This window comes from Dyadobacter sp. SG02, assembly GCF_900109045.1.
Classification (GTDB): Bacteria; Bacteroidota; Bacteroidia; order Cytophagales; family Spirosomataceae; genus Dyadobacter.
Window position 1 is genome coordinate 47,756 of the sequence record NZ_FNYL01000013.1, and the last position, 20,322, is coordinate 68,077.

Annotated in this window: 10 protein-coding genes; 7 read left to right on the forward strand and 3 right to left on the reverse strand. The window is 53.4% G+C overall.

From position 1 onward, the window contains the following. Positions 1–13 precede the first annotated feature (13 nt). Positions 14–1,624, forward strand: coding sequence for a RagB/SusD family nutrient uptake outer membrane protein (locus BMW93_RS26260; protein WP_177194201.1), 1,611 nt, complete (start codon positions 14–16; stop codon positions 1,622–1,624). Positions 1,625–1,636: 12 nt separating this feature from the next. On the opposite strand, the gene BMW93_RS36085 is transcribed toward BMW93_RS26260, so the two are convergent. The 3 genes from BMW93_RS36085 to BMW93_RS26270 all read right to left on the reverse strand — a co-directional run bounded on the left by BMW93_RS36085 (position 1,637) and on the right by BMW93_RS26270 (position 6,609). Continuing rightward, positions 1,637–1,759: a hypothetical protein gene (locus tag BMW93_RS36085; protein ID WP_255372359.1), complete on the reverse strand. Its 123-nt coding sequence runs from the start codon at positions 1,757–1,759 to the stop codon at positions 1,637–1,639. Between the two features lie 103 nt (positions 1,760–1,862). Further along, complete coding sequence (locus BMW93_RS26265; protein ID WP_090383430.1) at positions 1,863–3,410, reverse strand: SusD/RagB family nutrient-binding outer membrane lipoprotein; 1,548 nt, start codon at positions 3,408–3,410, stop codon at positions 1,863–1,865. A gap of 19 nt (positions 3,411–3,429) precedes the next feature. After that, positions 3,430–6,609, reverse strand: a complete 3,180-nt coding sequence (locus BMW93_RS26270; RefSeq protein ID WP_090383433.1) for a SusC/RagA family TonB-linked outer membrane protein — start codon at positions 6,607–6,609, stop codon at positions 3,430–3,432. A gap of 489 nt (positions 6,610–7,098) precedes the next feature. On the opposite strand from BMW93_RS26270, the gene BMW93_RS26275 reads away from it, so the two are divergent. The 6 genes from BMW93_RS26275 (at position 7,099) to BMW93_RS26300 (ending at position 20,258) form a co-directional block, all read left to right on the forward strand. Next, positions 7,099–7,851, forward strand: a complete 753-nt coding sequence (locus BMW93_RS26275) for an SDR family oxidoreductase (RefSeq protein WP_090383435.1) — start codon at positions 7,099–7,101, stop codon at positions 7,849–7,851. 225 nt (positions 7,852–8,076) lie between these two features. After that, positions 8,077–8,268 (forward strand): hypothetical protein, encoded by a 192-nt coding sequence (locus BMW93_RS26280; protein WP_090383438.1) that lies wholly within the window; start codon positions 8,077–8,079, stop codon positions 8,266–8,268. Positions 8,269–8,319: 51 nt separating this feature from the next. Continuing rightward, a complete protein-coding gene (locus BMW93_RS26285; protein ID WP_090383439.1) occupies positions 8,320–11,661 on the forward strand; it encodes a SusC/RagA family TonB-linked outer membrane protein in 3,342 nt (1,113 codons plus the stop codon). Between the two features lie 23 nt (positions 11,662–11,684). After that, positions 11,685–13,397 (forward strand): SusD/RagB family nutrient-binding outer membrane lipoprotein, encoded by a 1,713-nt coding sequence (locus BMW93_RS26290; protein WP_090383442.1) that lies wholly within the window; start codon positions 11,685–11,687, stop codon positions 13,395–13,397. 228 nt (positions 13,398–13,625) lie between these two features. Then, a complete protein-coding gene (locus tag BMW93_RS26295; RefSeq protein ID WP_090383443.1) occupies positions 13,626–14,522 on the forward strand; it encodes a histone deacetylase in 897 nt (298 codons plus the stop codon). Positions 14,523–15,191: 669 nt separating this feature from the next. After that, a complete protein-coding gene (locus tag BMW93_RS26300) occupies positions 15,192–20,258 on the forward strand; it encodes a S8 family serine peptidase (RefSeq protein WP_229240830.1) in 5,067 nt (1,688 codons plus the stop codon). Positions 20,259–20,322: the final 64 nt, after the last annotated feature.

A 20,322-nucleotide genomic window follows, 5' to 3' on the forward strand; every position in this document is an offset into this window, starting at 1 on the left:
CATCGACATGACTATGACAAGATACAGAATGCTTTTGCAGTGCCTGGCCATGCTGCTGGTGCACACCGGCTGCTCCGATTTCCTGGACAGGGATAACCCCATTGCCACTACCGACGACAAATGGTGGAACCTCGAATCCGACCTGCGGGCTTCGTTGGAGGACGTGTATTCGGGTGTGCCCCCGGGTGTGATCGTTTACAATGACTTCTATTCCAATGCCCGCGTGCATTTGTCGGGTGCATCGGACGAATCCGTTTTCCGCGCCAACTACACCGATTTCGAGGTATTTACATTGGGCACGGCCACGAGCTCTTCGGGGATTCCCTTACAGCAATATCGCAACAAGTACAAGACGATACGCAATGCATGCCGGTTTTTGGAAAACTATTCCAAAGCCTACGTGCAGGACCCGGCGCTGAAAGAGCGCTATGCCGCCGAAGCGAGGGCTTTGCGGGCGTGGTACCATTATGAATTGTTCGCCTACTTCGGTCCGGTACCGATTGTCGATCATTCATTTACGCCCACGGAGCAATATGCCGAGCGGCCCACGCAGGAAAAGATGGTGTCGTTCATCGTTTCCGAACTGGAAGCTGCGGCAGCAGTTTTACCCGTCAAATATCCCGATAGCGAGGCTTACCGGATCAACAAGGCGATTTGCTACGCGATGCAATGCCAGGTTTATATGTTTGTGAATGATTATGCCAATGCGGCCGCGAAGGCCAGGCAGGTGATGGACCAAAACATTTACGAGCTCTACCACAGCTCCGATCCGAATGTCGGCAACTATCCGGCGCTGTTTACCTACACCGGCGTGGTGAACAAGGAGCGGATATTTTTCTACCGCACGGGGCAACGGCAGGCATTCCTGCGGCTGGGGCCCAAGAGTTTCGGCGGGGCCAATTCCACTACTTCACCCACGGCAGCCATCGTGAATACCTACGAAACAAAACAGGGCAAGACGATCCAGGAACTGGGTGCGGACAGCATGGCCATTTACATTAAAAACCCCAATTTCAACGACAACCGCGACCCGCGTTTCAAAGCGTCGATCCTCGTGCCGGGCGAAATGTTTTTAGGCAAGAAAATGGACCCGTTTACTACTACCAGCGTGGACCTGATCGGCCAGACGCAATCGACGCAGACGGGGTTCTGGATCAAAAAGTGGCTCGACTCGCGGGATATCAGCAACCAGGCCGACGGCCAGCTCGATTTCTTCATCATCCGCTATGCCGAAATCCTGCTCAACTACGTGGAAGCACTCGTCGAAACCGGCAAATGGCAGGACCCCGATGTTACCAAATACCTGAATATGATCCGCAAACGCGCCGGAATGCCCGACGTCGATGTGAAAAAGTATAATACGCAGGAGAAAATGCGCGAGTTTGTACGCCGGGAGCGGCAGGTTGAACTGGCATTCGAGGGACAGCGGTTTTATGATATTCGTCGCTGGAAAATAGGGGAGAAGGTGCTGAACGGCACGGTGTATGGGGCGGTGGACCCGGCTACCGGCAAGCCTGTGGTGGTGGAGCAGCGGAAGTTCAATCCCGGCCGCGATTATGTGTGGCCGATCCCACTGACAGAGCTCAATGCCAACAGGAACATGCGGCAAAATCCCAACTGGTAAGACCGGAGCGCGTCAGTCCTGAAATTCAAGCAGCGCCTTCAAAGCTATGAAACACGCATAGGCGATGTAAATGGGCACCAGCACCGGTAGAAAAACAGCCGTTTTCAGGATGTTGTCGTTCGTAAAATGTTTCATGGGTGACCTTTTTTCAAACTTATTCTACAAAAGTATAAAATTTGTTCCATAAAAAATGGCTGCTCATCGTTAAATGAGCAGCCATTTTTGTGATCATGGATTTTTACTTATTCCACCAAAGCGCGGTCGTGATATCGTCATTACCCTGGGCTTTCACCGCATTCTGGTAATTGGCGAGGTTCACGCTTTGCTCCTTCGGTGGGTAATACAACCGTTGCGGAACGCCTTCGCCAAACAGCGGCTGGAATGGATAGTCGGTGGTTTTGCCGTCCACGGTGCGGCTCCAAACGATATCGCCGGGCTTTACGAGGAAAGTCGGGAAGCCGGTGCGGCGGATTTCGGCCCAGGCCTCGTCGCCCTGCGTATAAAGCGCCAGGTATTTCTGGTTCAGTACATTGGCTTTGTCGGCTTTGGGCAATGCGGCCAGGTAAGTGGTAATATCAGCCTGCGCAACGCCCCATTTTTGCAGGGAAGCGGTCACACCATTGATGTACTCCTGCTGGTCCCAGTTTTTGTATTCCGAAATCAGGAAAGCCACTTCGGCGTATTCCTGCAAAACCTCTCCATAATTGGCCGCATTCACCACGGTGCCCGGAAGGCTCACGTCGGTGGCCGTAAGCAAGCCCGCCGCAGCTACGGGCAGGCCGTAAGGTTGGCCTACATAATTACCGGCCGCATTTTTGGTCGCATAAATCGGCAAGCGCGGGTCCTGCACTTTCACGGTGCCCAGCTCTCCTTTCAATACATTGATAATCACGTGCGAAACGGCAAAGTCCTTGCGGTTGGCGGTAACGGTCGCGCGGTAAAGCGGCGCTTCGTTTGGCGCCAGCGACTGGTATTTGAACACCGCATTATCCGCATTGGAAGTGAAAACCCCTTTGGCCAAAGCATCGTCGAAATGCGTTTTCGACTCGGCCGGCTGCTGCTTGCGGATACGCGTCGCGATACGGAGGCGCAGGGAATTTGCGAATTTCGCCCAAAGGTCGTTCTTGCCTTTGTAGATCACATCGTAATTGCCGAAGGTATTCGCGGCCTTGTATTTGGTCAGCGTGTCGCCGGCGGCTTTGAGCTCGTTCAGGATATCGAGGTAGATCTTCTGCTGGCTGGCGTAGGCCGGGCTCAGGTTCTCGGGCTGCTGCTGCAATGCCTGGAACTCGGGGTCCTGGTTGCCGTACGACTGGTACGGAACGTTGCCAAACATATCCGTCAGGTTCTGAAATGCATAGGCTTTCAGAATGCGGGCAATGGCGATCTGGTTCGCATTGCTACCGGCCGTTCCGGCGGCGGCGATGTTCTTCGTAGCCGGGTCGGTATTCAGTTTGATGATCTCATTGAGGTTGTTCAATGCTTTGTACGCATTGCTCCAATAAGTATCCGAATACGAACGCGGAATATCGTAGCGCGATTGGTCGCTGTAAATATTCTGGCTGTAATACTGGGCAAAAAGCTGCGAGCCGCGCAGGGAGCTGTTCTCGTTGCGGATATTGTCGATCACCTGCTTCTCGGCCGAGAGCAGAATGGTGGTCGTAGTCACGTTTTCGGGACGGTTCGGGTCTTTGTTGATGTCCTCGAAATGGCTGTCGGAGCAGCTGGCCAGCAATGCGCCGATGCCGAGTGCCAGAATGCCTTTGGGATATATGAAATTTTGCATGATTTTCATTTTGAGGTGGTTAGAACTTCACATTTACATTCAGACCGTACGTGGCAGGCACCGGAATGTTACCGCCTTCGAGGCCCTGGATGTTGCCGCCGCTGTTGGCGAACTCGGGGTCGATGTACTTGCTGGCCGTATAAATGTTGGCTAGGTTACGTCCGTAAACCCCGAAATACACCTGCTTCACGGCCTTGCTGTTCAGCGCCAGGTTATACCCGAATGTGATCTCGCGCAGCTTCACGAACGTCGCGTCGAAGATCGTCTGAGGGGTAGGGCCGCTGTACTCGCCGCGTGCCCACGCCTGTGCGGTAATGCGCGTGTCGTTCTGCGTGGTGTTGGTTACCTGGTAAGTACCGTCGGCGTTGTAGGTCACGGTTCCTTTCACACCGTCGAGCACCACGCCGGTTTCGCGGACGTTGTTGGCGGCTGTTTTATCCAAAACCCCTGCGTACATCGCCACTTTGTAGGTTTGTGAGAAGAACTTGCCGCCCACACGACCATCCACGAGGAAGCCGAGGTTGAAATGCTTGTAAGTAAAATTGTTCTGGAAACCGAAAAGGTATTTCGGTAGCACGCTGCCCAGCGGGGTGAGCTGCTGACCACGCTCGTAAGTACCGTCGGCTTTGATCACCTTCTGGCCGTCGGCAGCATATACGAAGTCGTTGCCGAGGATCTGCCCGTAAGGCTGGCCTTCCCGCGCCACGAGCGTTACGAGGCTGTTGGCAAGCTGGAAAGTATTAATGCCCGGTGCCAGCTCGATCACCTTGTTGCGGTTGCGCGACCAGTTCAGGCTCGAATTCCATTCAAAACCGTTGGCGCGCACCGGCGTACCGGTAAGGGTGATTTCAATACCCTTGTTATTGATCTTACCCGCATTGATCACCTTTGAATCATAGCCGAATGCCGACGATACCGGGATATTGATGATCTGGTTGCGGCTCACATTATCGTAATAGGTAATGTCGAGGCCGACGCGGTTTTTCAGTGCCTGGATATTCAGACCGGCTTCCCATGAGCTGGTAATCTCGGGTTTCAATGCCTGGTTGTTCAGCTGTGCGGGCAACCGGTAAGAAGGCAGGCCGTCGAACGACTGGCTTGCCTCGTAAGCGCGTTGCAGCTGGTAAGGGTCGGTGTCGTTACCCACTTGCGCCCAGCCGAGGCGTACCTTCGCGAAATCCAGCCAGTTGATGTCCTTCACGCCATTCAGCTCGCTAAGGATCAAACTCGTTGTCAATGAAGGGTATGCGAATGAATTGCGGTTCAAAGGCAAGGTGGAAGACCAGTCGTTACGCAGCGTTCCGTCGAGGAACAGCAAGCTCTTCCAGCCCAGCGAGAAGCTACCGAAAATCGAGCTGATCTGCTTGCGGTAGGCATTCGAATTCACGAGTACCGAACTCGCATTCTTCAAATTGTAGTACTCAGGAATGATCAGTCCGCCCTGCGTTACGGCGTCGCTGATGCGGCGGCGCTGGCTCATGATGTTGCCACCGGCGTTCACATTCAATGAAATATCGCCCCAGCTTTTGGTCGCCGAAGCCAGCAATTCGTAGTTGAATTCGCTGAAATTGTTGTTATACTCCTGGTATTGCGACTGCGTCCGCGAATACACGGCAATGCGGTCCTGGTATTGGTATTGATACACGTCCGCATTCACTTTTCCGCTCAGTTTGAGCCAGCTGTTCACGTCGTAAACCACGCCCACGTTGCCGTAGAAACGGTCGCGGTTCTCTTCGAGGTAGCTCTGGTAAGCCGACCAGTACGGGTTATCGATAAACTTCGCCGCTTCGCCCGCCGGGGTATCCTGGTAGCCCGAGCGGTTCCAGAGGATCTGGCTGCCGTCGGCGCGTTTGTAGTTTTTCAGCTTTTCGTAATCCACCTGCACCTGTCCCCACTGGAATGCTTCGAGGATGATGTTCCGGTTGGTAGCACCCGTCCACGGCCGTCCGGTCGACTGGTTTTTGATATAATTGAAATTGTTGTAGAACTTGAACTTACCTGCCGTCGTCGAACCCGAGAAGTTGATCGAGTTACGTTTCAGCGACGAGTTCGGTACGGTTCCTTTTACGTTTTTGTTGGTAAACGAAATGCGGTAGGTCGAGTTCGCATTACCACCGCTCACGGCGAGGCTGTTGGTGTTCGAAACGCCGGTTTCGAAGAAAGTATGCACGTCGTTTTTAGGGTATGCCCAGGGTTGGGGTTTCAGGTAGTCGGCGGTATTCTCGGGGTCGAGGTTATACCATTGCAAAACCGGTGTGCCGTCCAGTTTCGGGCCCCAGCTTTCGTCCACGGCATATTCGGCGATGTTATATTCGCTGCCGTTGATGGTCGCTTTCTGGAAAGTGTTCGAAAAACCACCGCCATACAGTTTCTGGCGTTTCGGCAGGCGCACGATGTTTTCAAACTCGACGCCGGTATTCAGCGTGATATTCACTTTGCTGTTTTCCTTGCCTTTTTTAGTGGTGATCAAAATCACCCCATTGGCCGCGCGGGTACCGTAAAGCGCCGCCGCGGATGGCCCTTTCAGCACGGAAATGTTCTCTATATCGTCGGGGTTAATGTCCTGGATCATGTTACCCACATCCTTGCCGCCGCTTCCCGCGCTCGTAGCCGCGCTGTTCAGGTCGGCATTGTCGATCGGCGTGCCGTCGATCACGTACAATGGCTGGTTGTTACCCGAAATGGAGTTGATACCCCGCAGCAACACGCGCGACGAACCGCCCATATTACCGCCCGACGATACCACCTGCATACCGGACACCCGGCCTGACAATGCGCTCAGCGCATTCGTGGGGCGTGTTTGCAATGCCTCGCCTTTCACTTCCTGCACGGCGTACCCGAGCGCACGCTTCTCGCGCGAAATGCCTAATGCGGTTACCACCACTTCGTTCAGGATTTTGGCATCCTGTTTCAACACGATGGTGATTTTGTCGCTGTTGCCTACGGGAACTTCCTGAGTAAGGTAGCCGATGAACGAAATCACGAGCACCGGCGATTCGGCATTGACGTCGAGGCTGAAACCACCGTTGGCGTCGGTCAATGTGCCGGTGGACGTTCCTTTGATGGTGACGGACGCTCCGGGAAGCCCGCTGGCGTCGTTGGCGTCGGTGACCGTACCGGTAATCGTCCGCTGCTGCGCATGCGCATGCCCGGTCGCAAGTAAGGTCACCAGGATGAAGTAGATAAATTTCGTTTTCATGAATTGTATTTTGGTGAGGATTCGTTGATCTGTTGTCTTAAAATTTTCTCTTGTTTTTGGCTGGATAGTATTAAAAATGATTTTCTATAAACTGCATTTAATGAAATTTAATTCCGCTAAATCCATTAAAATGAAGTTATTGTAAAGATTATATTAATAAATATTTTGTAAATGTATTAAAAATAAATTAAAATGATTAATATCTATCGGATTGATAGATTAGAAAATTCAAAAACGAATAATTGGATTGTTTCAAGTTTTTGGACTTTCTGTTGACAGGTAGGGAGTTAGCCTTTGATGGACAAGGGCGTCGTGCCGGGAAGCACCTTACGATATTTCGTGCATGTTTTGGTCATTTGACGAAATATCGTCTGAATCACCAGCCGGTTTTTGTTTTAATGTATTGATTTATAGTGTATTGATGATTTGGCATTGAAATGGTAATACTTTGTACGAAGCTATTTCAAACACTAAAATCAATTCAATTTCATGAAGATCGTAATCATAGGCGGAACAGGTTTGATAGGGTCGAACGTCGCGAAAAAACTGGGCCAGTTGGGCCACACGGTCATAGCGGGCTCGCCTGCTACGGGTATCAATACGCTTACGGGTGAGGGTGTGGCAGAAGCGCTTACCGGCGCCGATGTAGTGATCGACCTTGCCAATTCACCTTCATTCGACGAGGAAACGGCCGTGTCTTTCTTCAAAACGGCCGGTAACAATCTGCTTTCGGCCGAGAAAGTGGCAGGTGTGAAGCACCACGTCGCATTGTCGATCGTGGGCGTCGACGATATGGCCGACGTCGCCTACATGAAGGCCAAGAAGGTGCAGGAGAAGATCATCCGCGAATCGGGCGTCCCCTACACCATCATCCGCAGCACGCAGTTCCAGGAGTTCGTACCGGCCATTGCAGGCGGCTCCGCGCAGGGTAATGAGGTTCATGTATCGAAGGTGGCATTCCAGCCCATTGCGGCAGAGGATGTGGCCACATTCGTCGCACAATTTGCCCTGGAAGCTCCCGCCAATGGCATCGAGGAAATCGCCGGTCCCGATCGCGCATTCATGAGCACGTTCGTGGATACGTACGTGAAGGAAACGGGCGATACCAAAGTGGTGATCCCGAACGACCGCAACGAATACTTCGGCGCAGTGATCCCGCAGGCCGCACTGGCACCGAAAGGCGAAGCGCATCTCGGCAAAATCCGGTTCGCTCAGTTTATCGAGTCGGTGTTGGTGAAGTAAGTTTAGTGAAGTAAGTAAGTGCAGAGTGAAACGGCTCTGTCCCGGTTGGGGCAGGGCCATTTTTTGTGCATAGTATTGTATGAAACGTTCCAAAAGTCCTCATTCTCTTTAAAATACCCGTTTTTCAGGTCTTGGTAACATTAAATTAATACGAAAGATAATAGGCATAGTAGCCCTTTCCGGCAGTGGTAAAGTATCCTCTACATACCGCGCCAGTCATACAGGATGTCAGTTTCAAGGGCTCAAATATTGATTGAAAAGCTGATCAGCAACCGTCTTTCGGCGGAAGAGCTATCCGAATTGCTTGCCGGCACGCACGATGAAGCCGTGCAGCAGGTCTATTCGGATGCGCTGGAAACGTATTTCAATCGGTTGCTTGCGGAGGAGTCGGGCAAACGGGGCAACCTGCCGGACTAGGAGCGGTATGAAAGGACTGTATTAATTACCTACTCGCCTAATACTAATACTATGAAACCAAAAGCTACCCTGAAAATGGCGGCCCGATGTATGCTGGCCGCGCTCTGTCTGTCCGGACCGGATATCGCAGCAAGGACGGTTGGTGCCATCGGGGAAAATGCACATTTCCCCATTGCCGACCGTATCAAAGGTAAAGTAACTTCGGCCGTCGACGGCTCGCCGATCCCGGGCGTGAACGTGCTCGTGAAAGGCACCCAGCTCGGTACTACTACCGATGCCACGGGGGATTTCTCGCTCGATGTGGATTCCAGAAACGCCGTGCTCGTATTCTCCTACATCGGCTTCAATACCACCGAAGTGCCGGTGGGTGGTAAAAGTGTCGTGGACGTGGTGCTCACCGAAAACGTGGCCACTTTGCAGGAAGCGGTCGTAACGGCCCTGGGGATCAAGCGCGACACCCGCTCGCTCGGTTATAATGTGGGTAAAATAGAGGGCCGGGACGTGGCTAATGTAGCCAATGAGAACGTACTGACATCTCTTTCCGGCCGTGTTTCGGGGGTTTCTATCAACCAAACCAGCGGTGTCGGTTCGTCGATCAGCATTATCATCCGCGGTGCGGCTTCTCTGAAAAACAACCAGCCGTTATTCGTAGTAGACGGCGTGCCGCTGGCCAACAGCCTGGCCAACGTCAGTGATACCAAAGGCAGCGGCAATAAAGTCGATTACGGAAATGCGATTTCCGACATCAACCCCGACGATATCGAAAGCATGTCGGTACTGAAAGGCCCGAGCGCGGCCGCATTGTATGGCTCGCGTGCAGGTAATGGCGTGATTCTGATCACGACGAAATCGGGTAAAAAGGGCAAAGGGCTCGGTGTGTCGTTCTCGACTTCCAACGTGTTCGAGAAGCCTTACCGCTACCTCGATTTTCATTATAAGTATGCCAATGGCGAGCGTCCTTTTCAGCTGGACGAATCGTCGGCCTACTGGGGCGGTCTGCCGCTGGACGCGGGCATTAAGGAAGTGCAATGGAACTCGCCGATCGGCGCCGACGGCAAGCCGGTGCCTACCGAGCTGAAATCGTACAAGGATAATATGAAGAACTTCCTGCAAACGGGGATCACTTCTACGAACAACCTGACCGTTTCCGGGTCTACCGACAAGGCTACTTACCGCGTCTCGTATAACAACATGAGTAACCGCGGTTTGATCCCGAATTCGGATCTCTATCGCAATGCATTGAGCACGGCGTTGACGCTCGATATGTCGAAGAACCTGAAACTGAGTACCAACATCAACTTTGTCCGCTCGAATTCCAACAGCCGTCCGCAAACATCCGAGCGTGACGGTAACCCGTTGCAGGCCGTTTATTACTCGGCGAGTTACGATGTGCGCGACCTCAAAGGCGTATGGAAGCCCGGCCGCGAGCAGATCGAGCAGCTGACCGTGGCGCCCGGCGAGATCGACAACCCTTATTTTCTGGCCGAACACCTCACGAACGCCTACACGCGCGACCGCCTGTACGGAAACCTGAAGCTCGACTGGACCATCGCACCCGGCCTGACCGCGTTCGCGCGTTACTCCCATGATATGTACGACGAAGACCGCGAAACCAAAATTCCGTGGAGCTACAAAAGTATGGCCAAAGGTGGCTACTACCTCGAAAACGTAGGCCGTGACGAAGGTAACGCCGATTTTCTCGTGACGAAGACGATCAAGGCCGGCGATTTCGATATCAGCCTTTCCGGGGGCGGTAATATCATGAGACAAAAAGGTATCAGCTCCAACATCGGCGGCCGCGATTTGTCCGTACCAGGCTTGTACACCATTACGAATATCCCTGTGGGTAGCCGCGCAGCGGGCAACAACAGCTACAAAAAGGCAATTTACAGCTTGTATGCATTGGGTTCTTTTGGTTTCAAAAACCAGCTTTACCTCGATTTGACCGCGCGTAACGACTGGTCGAGTACATTACCGGCCTCGAACCGCTCGTATTTTTATCCTTCTGCGTCGCTTAGCTGGCTCGCGAGTACCACTTTCAATATGCCGTCATACATCAGCATGCTCAAAATCCGTGGAGGCTGGGCGCAGGTGGGTAATGATACCGATCCTTATCAGTTGTACAACAGTTTGGGCACCGGCAACTGGGGTAACCTCGTTACGGTGAACCTGGGCGGAACACTGCTGAACCCTAGATTGCTTCCCGAGATCGCGACCTCGACAGAGGGTGGCGTCGATCTGAATATGTTCAACAATCGCCTGCGTTTTGACCTCACTTACTACGACCGCGCCAATACCAACCAGATTTTTACGGTCCCCATGGCTCCTTCAACGGGGTGGGAAAACATGAACATCAATGCCGGTAAACTCGTAAGCCGCGGTTGGGAGATCGGTATTGGTGGTACGCCGATCAGCAACCTCAATGGCTGGACGCTCGATGTGAATGCCAATTTCAGCCGTAACCGGGTGACAGTGAAAGAGCTGGCGCCAAACTTCCCGTATTTCGAACAATGGGGCGAAAACGGCGGGGGGGCGTACACCTATGTAGGCGAGCAGATCGGTAACATTTACAGCCGCGGCTTCGCGACCGTCACCGACCCGAATTCGCCTTACTACCGCTGGCCGATCATCGCCTATGATGGCGAAGGCGGCGATCTGGACTGGCAGGCGCTCGGTACCCGCGCAGATAATGTGAAAGTAGGGAACTACAACCCCGACTTCATGGTGGGCGGGCAGGTTAACCTTGCATACAAACGTTTCTCGCTCGGTATGAGCTTCGACTGGCGCCAGGGTGGCGAATTCATGTCGTTCACCTATCGCTACGGAGAGTCTGACTGGAAATCACAGCGCCAGATCGACAACCTGATCCCGGGCAGCCTTTACTCGCCCGATCAGCTGGTTGCATTGCTGAAATCGGATCCTGAAAAATACATTATCCCGCAAAACGGAAACTTTCCGCGGGTAGGAGGGCACACAGCCGCTACCGGTGGTTTCGGAGCGGATGGCGACGGTGCGTTCATTCCGGGCGTTTGGGAAGATAAAGATGGTAACTACCACGAATGGCTCGGTGGCCCGGGCACCAAATACATGCCGATCACAGCCATGTACCCGTGGAGTTTCAACCAGCAGGTAACTTTCGATGCGTCGTTCGTCAAGCTGCGCGAAATCACATTGACCTACAAAATCCCGATGCTGTTCAATGCGATCCGCAATGCGAGCCTGTCGCTCTACACCCGGAACATCATGCTCTGGAACGCGGCCAAAATCGGTATCGATCCGGAGCGCGCATTCTGGGCCGACCCGAGCAAGGGTGGTTTCCGTCAGGGTATCGAGCGCCAGAACGTGATGCCGTGGACCATTCCATTCGGTTTCAAGCTCAATTTCGATTTCTGATCCATTCCTGAAAATTCAAAGCGATGAAAATTTTTAAATATATCCCCAAAATCATTTTCGTGTTGGTTGTGCTGGCGGTTTCGTCCTGCAACGAAAGCCTCACGGAAATCAACGAAAACCCGAACGGCGTCGATCCTAACACCGCCAACCCGAACTTACTTTTGCCGACCGTCATGACCGGCGTGGGTACGCAATACCTGAGGCTGGGCTACGGCCGCATCGCGGGCGTGGTGCAGCATACGCAGGAAGATGCCTGGAAAGACGGTTTCAACGACTATAACTGGTCCGAAGAAGACGATGAATGGAAAGCATGGTACGGCTTCCTCCGTAACAACGACCTGCTCTACAAACGATCGGCAGAACTGGGTTTTACCTTTCACCAGGGCGTTGCGCTGACGATGAAGGCATTCATTTTCGGTACCATCGCCGACCTATGGGGCGATGCGCCCTACACCAATGCATTGAAAGGCGACGTGGGCGAAATGCTTCCGGTGTTCGATAGCCAGGAAGTCATTTATAAGGGCATTATCGAAGATTTGAAACAAGCCTCGGCGTTATTTGCCAATGCGGATGTTTCGACTTACGCGCCAGGTTATGATGTGTATTACAATGGCGATAAGCTGAAATGGCAGAAGTTTGCCAACTCGCTGCTTTTGCGCTACTACATGCGGGTGTCTGCCAAACTGCCTGATGTGGCCAAAGCCGGTATCGAGCAGGTCTACACCTCGGGTATCTATTTGAAAGAGGCATCCGACGACGCGATGATGGATTACATCGGCACGGCTTCCGGCGACTCGTGGCCTACTGCCATTGCATTCGATGTGAGCCAGTCGAACTGGCGGAGAAGAAGGCCGGCCGCAACATTGGTCAACACTATGGCAGCCAGCAACGACCCGCGTCTGAAAGTGTGGTTCCAGCCCGTGCATGTGCGCTGGGTGTCGGACGCGACGCTGAAAACGGGAATGGATGAATTTATCCGCAAAGACGGCGTGATACAAAATGGGGTGAAATCACTCACCGAACAGGAGTTACGTACAGAGATAGCGGCAGGTCGTAAGTTTACCCGCCATTTCAACCCGACGCTCTACAAGCCCACCCGTGCCGACTTGTTCGCGGGGCCGCTGAACACCAGCGAATATGTGGGTATCCCGGCCGGTATGATCGATCCTACCTATTATAATGAAAACCCGACGACTGGTCAGCAAGTGCAGAACCAGCATGCGTCGCAGCTGAGCTACGAATACCAGGCTTCGAAAGGCGGCTTGCTCAAAGCCCGCCTCGCATCGGCGGCTGAAACCGCATTCATCCTCGCCGAAGCCGCACAAAAAGGCTGGGCCGCAGGCGGTGCGGAAGCGCATTATAATAATGGTATCAAACAATCGCTGCAAGCTTGGGGTGTGGCCGATCAATACGACACTTATGTGAAAGCTGTGGCATATAAGGGCACATTGGCGCAGATCATCGAGCAGAAATGGATCGCAGGCTGGACGGCATCGACCGAAGCGTGGTTCGACTACCGCCGTACCGCATTACCGGCGCTGGTTCCGGGCCTGGCGCCCGCTTCACGTGCATTGCCGCTCCGTTTTATTTACAGCAACAACGAGCTGAATAACAACGGCGACAATACCCGCAGCGCGATCGACAAGCTGGAAGAGACTAATTTCTCCGGTCCGCGCAAGAAAAACAGCCAATGGTCGAAGCCGTGGCTGGTGCAGGGGACCGGCAAACCGTGGTAGAATGAGTTTTCGGGGTCGGGTTGAAAATATTTCATCCCACATTTCCGGATGTTCGCCCCATGGCGAGGGTTATTTGCCCCATACCATCGAATTAATTATGTTGAATCCACGGAGTTTGGCGTAATTGCCGGTGACAATGAATAATCCAGCACCCGTTTTTGAAAGCGGCCTTTTTCGGAAGGTCGCTTTCTTTTTTTGTTAATTTGCGGCTCAGCATTGCCCTTTTGCATGTTCCCGATTGCCTTTCACCCCATTTTCAAATACCCCGTTCCGGAAGGCCACCGCTTTCCGATGGATAAATACGAACTGCTGCCCTTGCAGCTCCTGCACGAGGGTATTGCGGAAGAGTCCGATTTTTTCAGCCCGGAGCCGATCGACATGCCCCCAGTGTACGCCGCGCACGACCGTGTGTATGCGGACCGTTTCGTAGCAGGGCAACTTAGCCGCCAGGAAGTGCGCCGCATTGGTTTCGAACAATCGCCCCGGCTCGTAGAGCGGGAACTCCGAATCGCCCGCGGCACGGTCGATGGGGCTCTCAAAGCATTTGAAACCGGTATTGCATTCAATATTGCCGGCGGCACACACCATGCTTCCCGGGATGCCGGCGAAGGTTTCTGTATGATCAACGACCAGGCGGTGGCTGCACAATATCTGGTGGATCACGGAATGGCCAGGCAAGTGCTCATCGCAGACCTCGACGTGCACCAGGGCAATGGTACCGCCGATATTTTTGCCAACGAGCCCCGCGTCTTCACCTTCTCGATGCACGCGAAGAACAACTATCCGTTCCGCAAAAAGAAAAGCGATCTCGATGTGGAGCTTCCCGACCGCGCCGACGACAGTATCTACCTTACGCTACTCCTCGACACATTCCCGGCGCTCATCGAGCGCGTCAAGCCCGATTTTATCTTCTACCAGGCCGGCGTCGACATCCTCGCCACCGACAAGCTCGGAAGGCTCTCTTGTACCATTGACGGCTGCCGCCAGCGCGATGAAATTGTACTTCAAACTGCCAGCAAGCTCGGTATCCCCGTCCAATGCAGTATGGGCGGCGGCTACTCACCCCAGCTCAAAACGATCATCGACGCGCACGCGAATACCTATCGTGTGGCGGGGCAGTTGTGATTTGTTTTAGCGGGTTTTCTTTATGTTTTTAAATTGTACAAAACAAATATTGTAATTCATGATCTATCCCGGGTAGAATTTGTGAGTTAACAATGTGCCTGGCATAAATCTCCTCATGTTATGGCAAAAAAATGCCCCGGTTTGTGCGAAAAGTGCCTGTGAATTACTTCCTGACACGTGGCTCCGCCGGTGGCGGAAGAGGACCTGGATTTGCGGCTGCCTGGTCGTGTTTGCACGGATGGGGCCTGTTTACCAAACGGCTGCATTACTGAGCAGGCGGGAAGAGTAAGCGCTTCATGGTTTGATCCGTATTTGTTAAGTTTTTCTACTGAAAAACAAATAGTTATAGGGGTTTGAAATATTGAAAAAAGGGTTACATTCGATATTTAGAAGTAAAAATCGACCTATTCAATCCTCCTCTATATGCGTTTGTTGAAGTATCGCTGCGCTCTCGTAGTAGTACTACTGGTACAGCAGCTAACTAACGTTACGGCTCAAAATAAGAGGGATTACAACCTCTATCTCAAAAGTGGTACAGTCACCCCGGTGCCGACGTTGGAACTTGCCCGAAATCGAACGAATAATACCCTTCGATACGCAGGTGGTGAAGAAACAAAATTTGTAATAATCCAATTTTTTGGTATTCCGGAAAAACCCGCTGTCCAGCAGATGGAGAGCGTCGGAATTACCCTGCTCGATTACATTCCCGAGAACGCCTACACCGCCGTTGTCCACGGGGAGCCTGATCGCAACGTGCTGCAAGCTGCCGGGGCCAGGGCTGTTTTGGAGCTCGAACCGGCACAGAAGATCCAGCCTGCATTGCTGAGTCTTAACTTGCCCGCGCACGCGATCCGGGAAGCGGGAAAAGTCGATGTGCGGATCAGCTATGTCAAAACAATAGGGGCCGATAGCGTCGCGAAAGCGCTCGGTAACCGTCAGGTGCAGGTGCTTTCCAATGCTTTGGATACTTACCAGATCGTCGAGGCTCGGGTAGCCATCGAGGGACTGCTTGCCCTGGCCGGGTTGCCGTGGGTACAATATATAGAGGCAGTGCCGCCGCCGGAAGAACCGCTCAACGACAGGAGCCAGGCCGGAACGCGGGGGAGTGTACTGGCATCGGCCTTACCCGGTCAAAGACAGCTCAGCGGCGATGGGGTAGTGATCGGTATCGGCGATAGCGGGCTGTTGCAGGAACACATCGACCTGAGCACGAGGGTGATCAGCTCCAATGTCGAGAGCAGCTACTGGCACGGCGTGCATGTGGCCGGTGTAGCTGCGGGTGGAGGCATTCTGAACGAAAGATACAAGGGATATGCGCCAAAGGCCTCGTTGATCAAGCGCACCAATTCTGAAATCTGGAAACAAGCCTCCAATCTCGTGCGCGATTTCGGGATGGTCATCACCAACAACTCCTATGGTGGCAGCGTCTGCCCGGATTATGGCGTCTATTCCTTCGATTCCTACATTCTCGATCGTCAGGCCAGCGATCTGCCGAGCTTGCAGCATGTGTTTGCGGTAGGGAATAGCGGGCTGGAAGGTCCCTGCCCGGGTGGTATTGCCGGTTTTGGCAATGTGATCGGAGGAAGTATTTCTTCGAAAAACGTGATTACCGCGGGGAATCTCAGTACCGCCGGTCTTATTAATCTCACTTCAAGTAAGGGACCCACTCAGGACGGGCGCATTAAACCGGAGATCATCGCTCCCGGGACCAACATCACCTCTACTTACCCCGTGAATACCTACAAGGGTGCGTCGGGGACCAGTATGGCGGCGCCGGCGGTGGCTGGTGGACTGGCATTGCTATACCAGCGGTACAGACAACTGAATGACGGAAATAACCCGAAAAATTTGCTGATGAAGGCCCTGCTATGCAACGGGGCCACGGATAAGGGGCTGGCAGGGCCGGATTTTACCTATGGTTTCGGCGTCATGAACCTGCTGCGGTCGGTTTCGATGATGGAAAAAAGGCAGTATTTCAATGGTACGCTCGCCAATCAGGCCAGGAGCGGTTATGAAATCTCGGTACCTGAAAATACGGCGCTGGTTAAAATCATGCTGTACTGGAACGACCCCGCGCCCGCGGTGATTACCGGGAAGACGCTCGTCAATGACCTCGACCTGAAAGTGATCCGGATTGGTAACACCGAGATACAACCTATATTTCCCAGGGCAGCCACCCCGCTGACAGCGGCGGCACCGGGTATCGACAGCGTTAATAATGTAGAACAGATTGTGCTGGAAAGCCCTGCGGCGGGAACTTATGTCGTGAATGTGTGGGGCAAAAAGGTGCCCAGCGGCCCTCAGGAGTACTTTCTGGTGTACGACATTATCGAAACGTCCGCCGTACTCACTTACCCAATCGGTGGAGAACATTTCACGAAGGGCGATGTGATCGACATTACGTGGGATAGTTATGGCAATACAACGAGTACATTTTCAGTGGCTTATTCGCTCAACGACGGCGCTTCCTGGACCAATATCAATAACGCGGTAGCGGCAGGCACCAATCAGCTCAGCTGGACCGTACCGGATGCAACCACGACGACGGCCAAAATCCGCATTACCCAAAACAGTACCGGCGTCGTGAAAGAAAGCGCGGCGTTTGCGATCATGGGCATTCCGGTCATTTCGTTGTCTGCTAACCAATGCGAAAGTTACGCGGCTGTACAGTGGACGGCTGTGAGCGGGGCTACCGATTATGAGGTAATGCGCATGCAAGGCCACGAAATGCGCCCGGTAGCCATTACTTCCGATTTGAAATACGTGCTCAGCGGGCTCTCCCGGGATTCTACCTATTACATTTCGGTGAGGGCACGGAAAAACGGCATCGCCGGCCGCAGGGCATTGGCGATCAGCCGGAAGCCCGATTCGGGTACTTGCGAAGGCTTTATTTCAGACGGGGACGTGGGTGTCGATGCGATTACTTCTCCCTCGGGCTCGGGGAGGTTGCTTACTTCCACCAGCCTCGGAGAATCCCAGTTTGTGAAGGTCCGGCTGAGAAATTTCGACGACCAGCCCGTGACACGATCGTTTCAGGTAGGGTATTCCGTCGGAAGCGGGGCTGTGCATTGGGAAACGGCGACCACGGACATTCCCGCCGGTAATTATCTGGATTACACTTTCGTACAGTCCCTCGATGTGCGCAATGCGGGCTCGTATCCGCTTACGGTGGTGGTGAAAATGGATGGCGACCAGGTAGCAGGCAACAACCAGAAGTCGGTGGTGATACGGCAACTCGCCAATGCGCCCGTGACGCTGCCCTTTGCGGACGACCTCGAATCATTGCAAAGTACGGAAGTGAATGCGCAGACGATGGGTATCGGCGGGACCGACCGGTATGATTTCTCACAGGAGCGCGATCTCGGCCGGGTGCGGACCGCTGTGGACCCCGGACTGGCTTATTCGGGAACCAAAGGCTTTACGGTGGATGCCAACAGCGGCAACAACTCGCAGTATCCGACTTACCTGGACGCCACTTATAACCTCGCGGCCTATCATGCCGACAGGGATGAAGTCCGCCTGTCGTTCCGCTACCGGCTCTATGCGTCGGTTTCTCCCGCGTGGCCGCTGCGCGTGTACATACGTGCAAAGGATACCGACCCGTGGATATCGGCATTGGAAAGCAGTACTGTTCCTTATTTTACCAAAAACAACAATTACTGGCTGATGTCGGTAGACGTAAGCGATTTGTTGAAGCGTAACGGGAAGGAATTCAGTACCAGTTTCCAGGTGCGGTGGGAACAAAGTTTCAGATACCCTGCCCAAACGGACGGTTCGACGATCGACGATATCCGTTTGTACACTACCACGAGCGACCTGGAAGTTGTCAGGGTAAATGCGCTGGCCGTCCCTTCCTGCGATGCTAACGGGTACCAGGAATATCATGTACTCATTAAAAACAACGGGGCCGAGGACTCTTACCGGGTGCCTTTCCAGGCGCTGATCAACGACGAGCTCGCGCATCAGGGCTACGTACCGGTCGTCCGTGCAGGGCGCGATACGCTTTTTACTTTCAATTTCTCTTCCACGCAATACCTTAACAGCGACCGGAATGTAAAGGTCGTGGTCAAAAAAGCATTTGATACTAACGCAGGTAACGACGCCGCCGCCACGCTTGCGAAGGCTGCACAGGTAATTTCCAGCTATCCGTACCTCGAAGACTTCGAAAACGGCCAGGGCGGATGGTACCTCACCGAATCGAATCCGCTCTGGACATTCGGGACGCCGAACAACGGTAAGGTGACAGAGGCTGCAAGTGGTACCAATGCGTGGACGACCGCCCTCGGAGGTGCGCGTTCGGGCGAGACTATTTCTTATTTGTATTCGCCCTGTTTTGCGATGAGCGGAATGGCGCAGCCGGCAATGAGTTTCAGCGCGTCGATCGACCTCGCGGCTTGCGCGGGCGGTGCGTGCGACTTTGCGTATGTAGAGTATAATGTGAGCGGAAATACCTGGACGCGCCTGGGGACAGTGAATAGCGGGACCAACTGGTACAACTCCCAACAGGAAGGCATGGATGCGTGGAATGTGCAGGACTATACCCGCTGGCATGTGGCTACCGTGCCGATACCCAACCACTTCCCCGGCGGATATGTCCGGTTCCGTTTTGTGATCAAGAGCAAGTCTGCCGGACGGGCGGGGATCGCGATCGACGATATCCATATTTACGATTCGCAGGCGATGGTGTATGCGCTTTCGGATAATTCGGCGGCTTCCGCGGATGTGAACGGCAACGACTGGGTACAGTTTAAGCTGAACAACGCGCTGGTTGCGGCCATTAACCCGCACGGGCAGTCGCTGGGCCAGATTTCGGTGAAGGCTTTCCAGGACAACGGCGCCATGCGTATTGAGAAAAAGCAATACCTTTTGAGCAAGAGCTTCACTGTATCGTCGTCCGGGCCTGATTTTGCCCAGCCGGTGAGCGTGCGGCTTTATATTACGGACGAAGAATGCGAAAAGCTCATTGCCGCGCCGGCTAAGGTGGGTATCGTCAAGCCGGGTTCGGCGTATGAGCTGGCCATTACCAAATATTCCGGCAGCAACGAGGATGGCGATTTGACGAATAACGGCAGTGTTGCCTGGACATATTATGCCAAAAACATCGTCAAAAAAGTGCCTTATGCCCAGGGTTATTATCTGGAATTTACGACGAAAAGTTTTTCAGAGTTCTGGTTTGCCAAAGACTTCCTCGGGTCAGGGACACCATTGCCTGTGAAATTGGTAAGCTTTTCGGCCACGCCGACCGAAAACAGTACACAGCTCCAATGGCGCACCGCCGAAGAAGAGAACGTGAGCCATTTTGAAATACAGCGAAGCGCCGACGCACGTACCTGGACGGCGTTGCCTGTGAATACCCCGGCAGTAGGAGAGGGCGGGCATAACTATGATGCTATCGATGAGTTACCATTGGCGGGCGTTGCCTATTACCGGCTGAAAATGGTCGATTTGGACGAGACATATGCTTACAGCCAGATCGTTTCGGTCGATTTTGCTGGAAAAGGGGATTCCCCTGTCGTGCTTTTTCCTAACCCGGTTACCGATAAGCTCTACATTCGGAGCGGGAACAGGCGGTTTTCAAAAGTGCAGCTGCATTCGCTTGCGGGAACGCATTTGTATACTTCCGCTGAAAACCAGTCGGTAGTGGATGTGGCCAAATTGGCTTCCGGAATGCATTGGGTTACAATTCACTACGCGGACGGCTCCCGAAGCAGCCACAAAATTGTGATTGTGCATTGATTTAAATAACTAAAAATGTGACGATCGGTTACCCGAGAACCGGGCTATGTGATTTATTTGTAAA

Coding starts and splice junctions, on each gene's coding strand:
- BMW93_RS26275 (WP_090383435.1), top strand. CDS start 7,099: ATGAAGATCGTAATCATAGGCGGAACAGGTTTGATAGGGTCGAACGTC.
- BMW93_RS26270 (WP_090383433.1), bottom strand. CDS start 6,609: ATGAAAACGAAATTTATCTACTTCATCCTGGTGACCTTACTTGCGACC.
- BMW93_RS26285 (WP_090383439.1), top strand. CDS start 8,320: ATGAAACCAAAAGCTACCCTGAAAATGGCGGCCCGATGTATGCTGGCC.
- BMW93_RS36085 (WP_255372359.1), bottom strand. CDS start 1,759: ATGAAACATTTTACGAACGACAACATCCTGAAAACGGCTGTTTTTCTA.
- BMW93_RS26295 (WP_090383443.1), top strand. CDS start 13,626: ATGTTCCCGATTGCCTTTCACCCCATTTTCAAATACCCCGTTCCGGAA.
- BMW93_RS26290 (WP_090383442.1), top strand. CDS start 11,685: ATGAAAATTTTTAAATATATCCCCAAAATCATTTTCGTGTTGGTTGTG.
- BMW93_RS26280 (WP_090383438.1), top strand. CDS start 8,077: ATGTCAGTTTCAAGGGCTCAAATATTGATTGAAAAGCTGATCAGCAAC.
- BMW93_RS26260 (WP_177194201.1), top strand. CDS start 14: ATGACAAGATACAGAATGCTTTTGCAGTGCCTGGCCATGCTGCTGGTG.
- BMW93_RS26300 (WP_229240830.1), top strand. CDS start 15,192: ATGGAGAGCGTCGGAATTACCCTGCTCGATTACATTCCCGAGAACGCC.
- BMW93_RS26265 (WP_090383430.1), bottom strand. CDS start 3,410: ATGCAAAATTTCATATATCCCAAAGGCATTCTGGCACTCGGCATCGGC.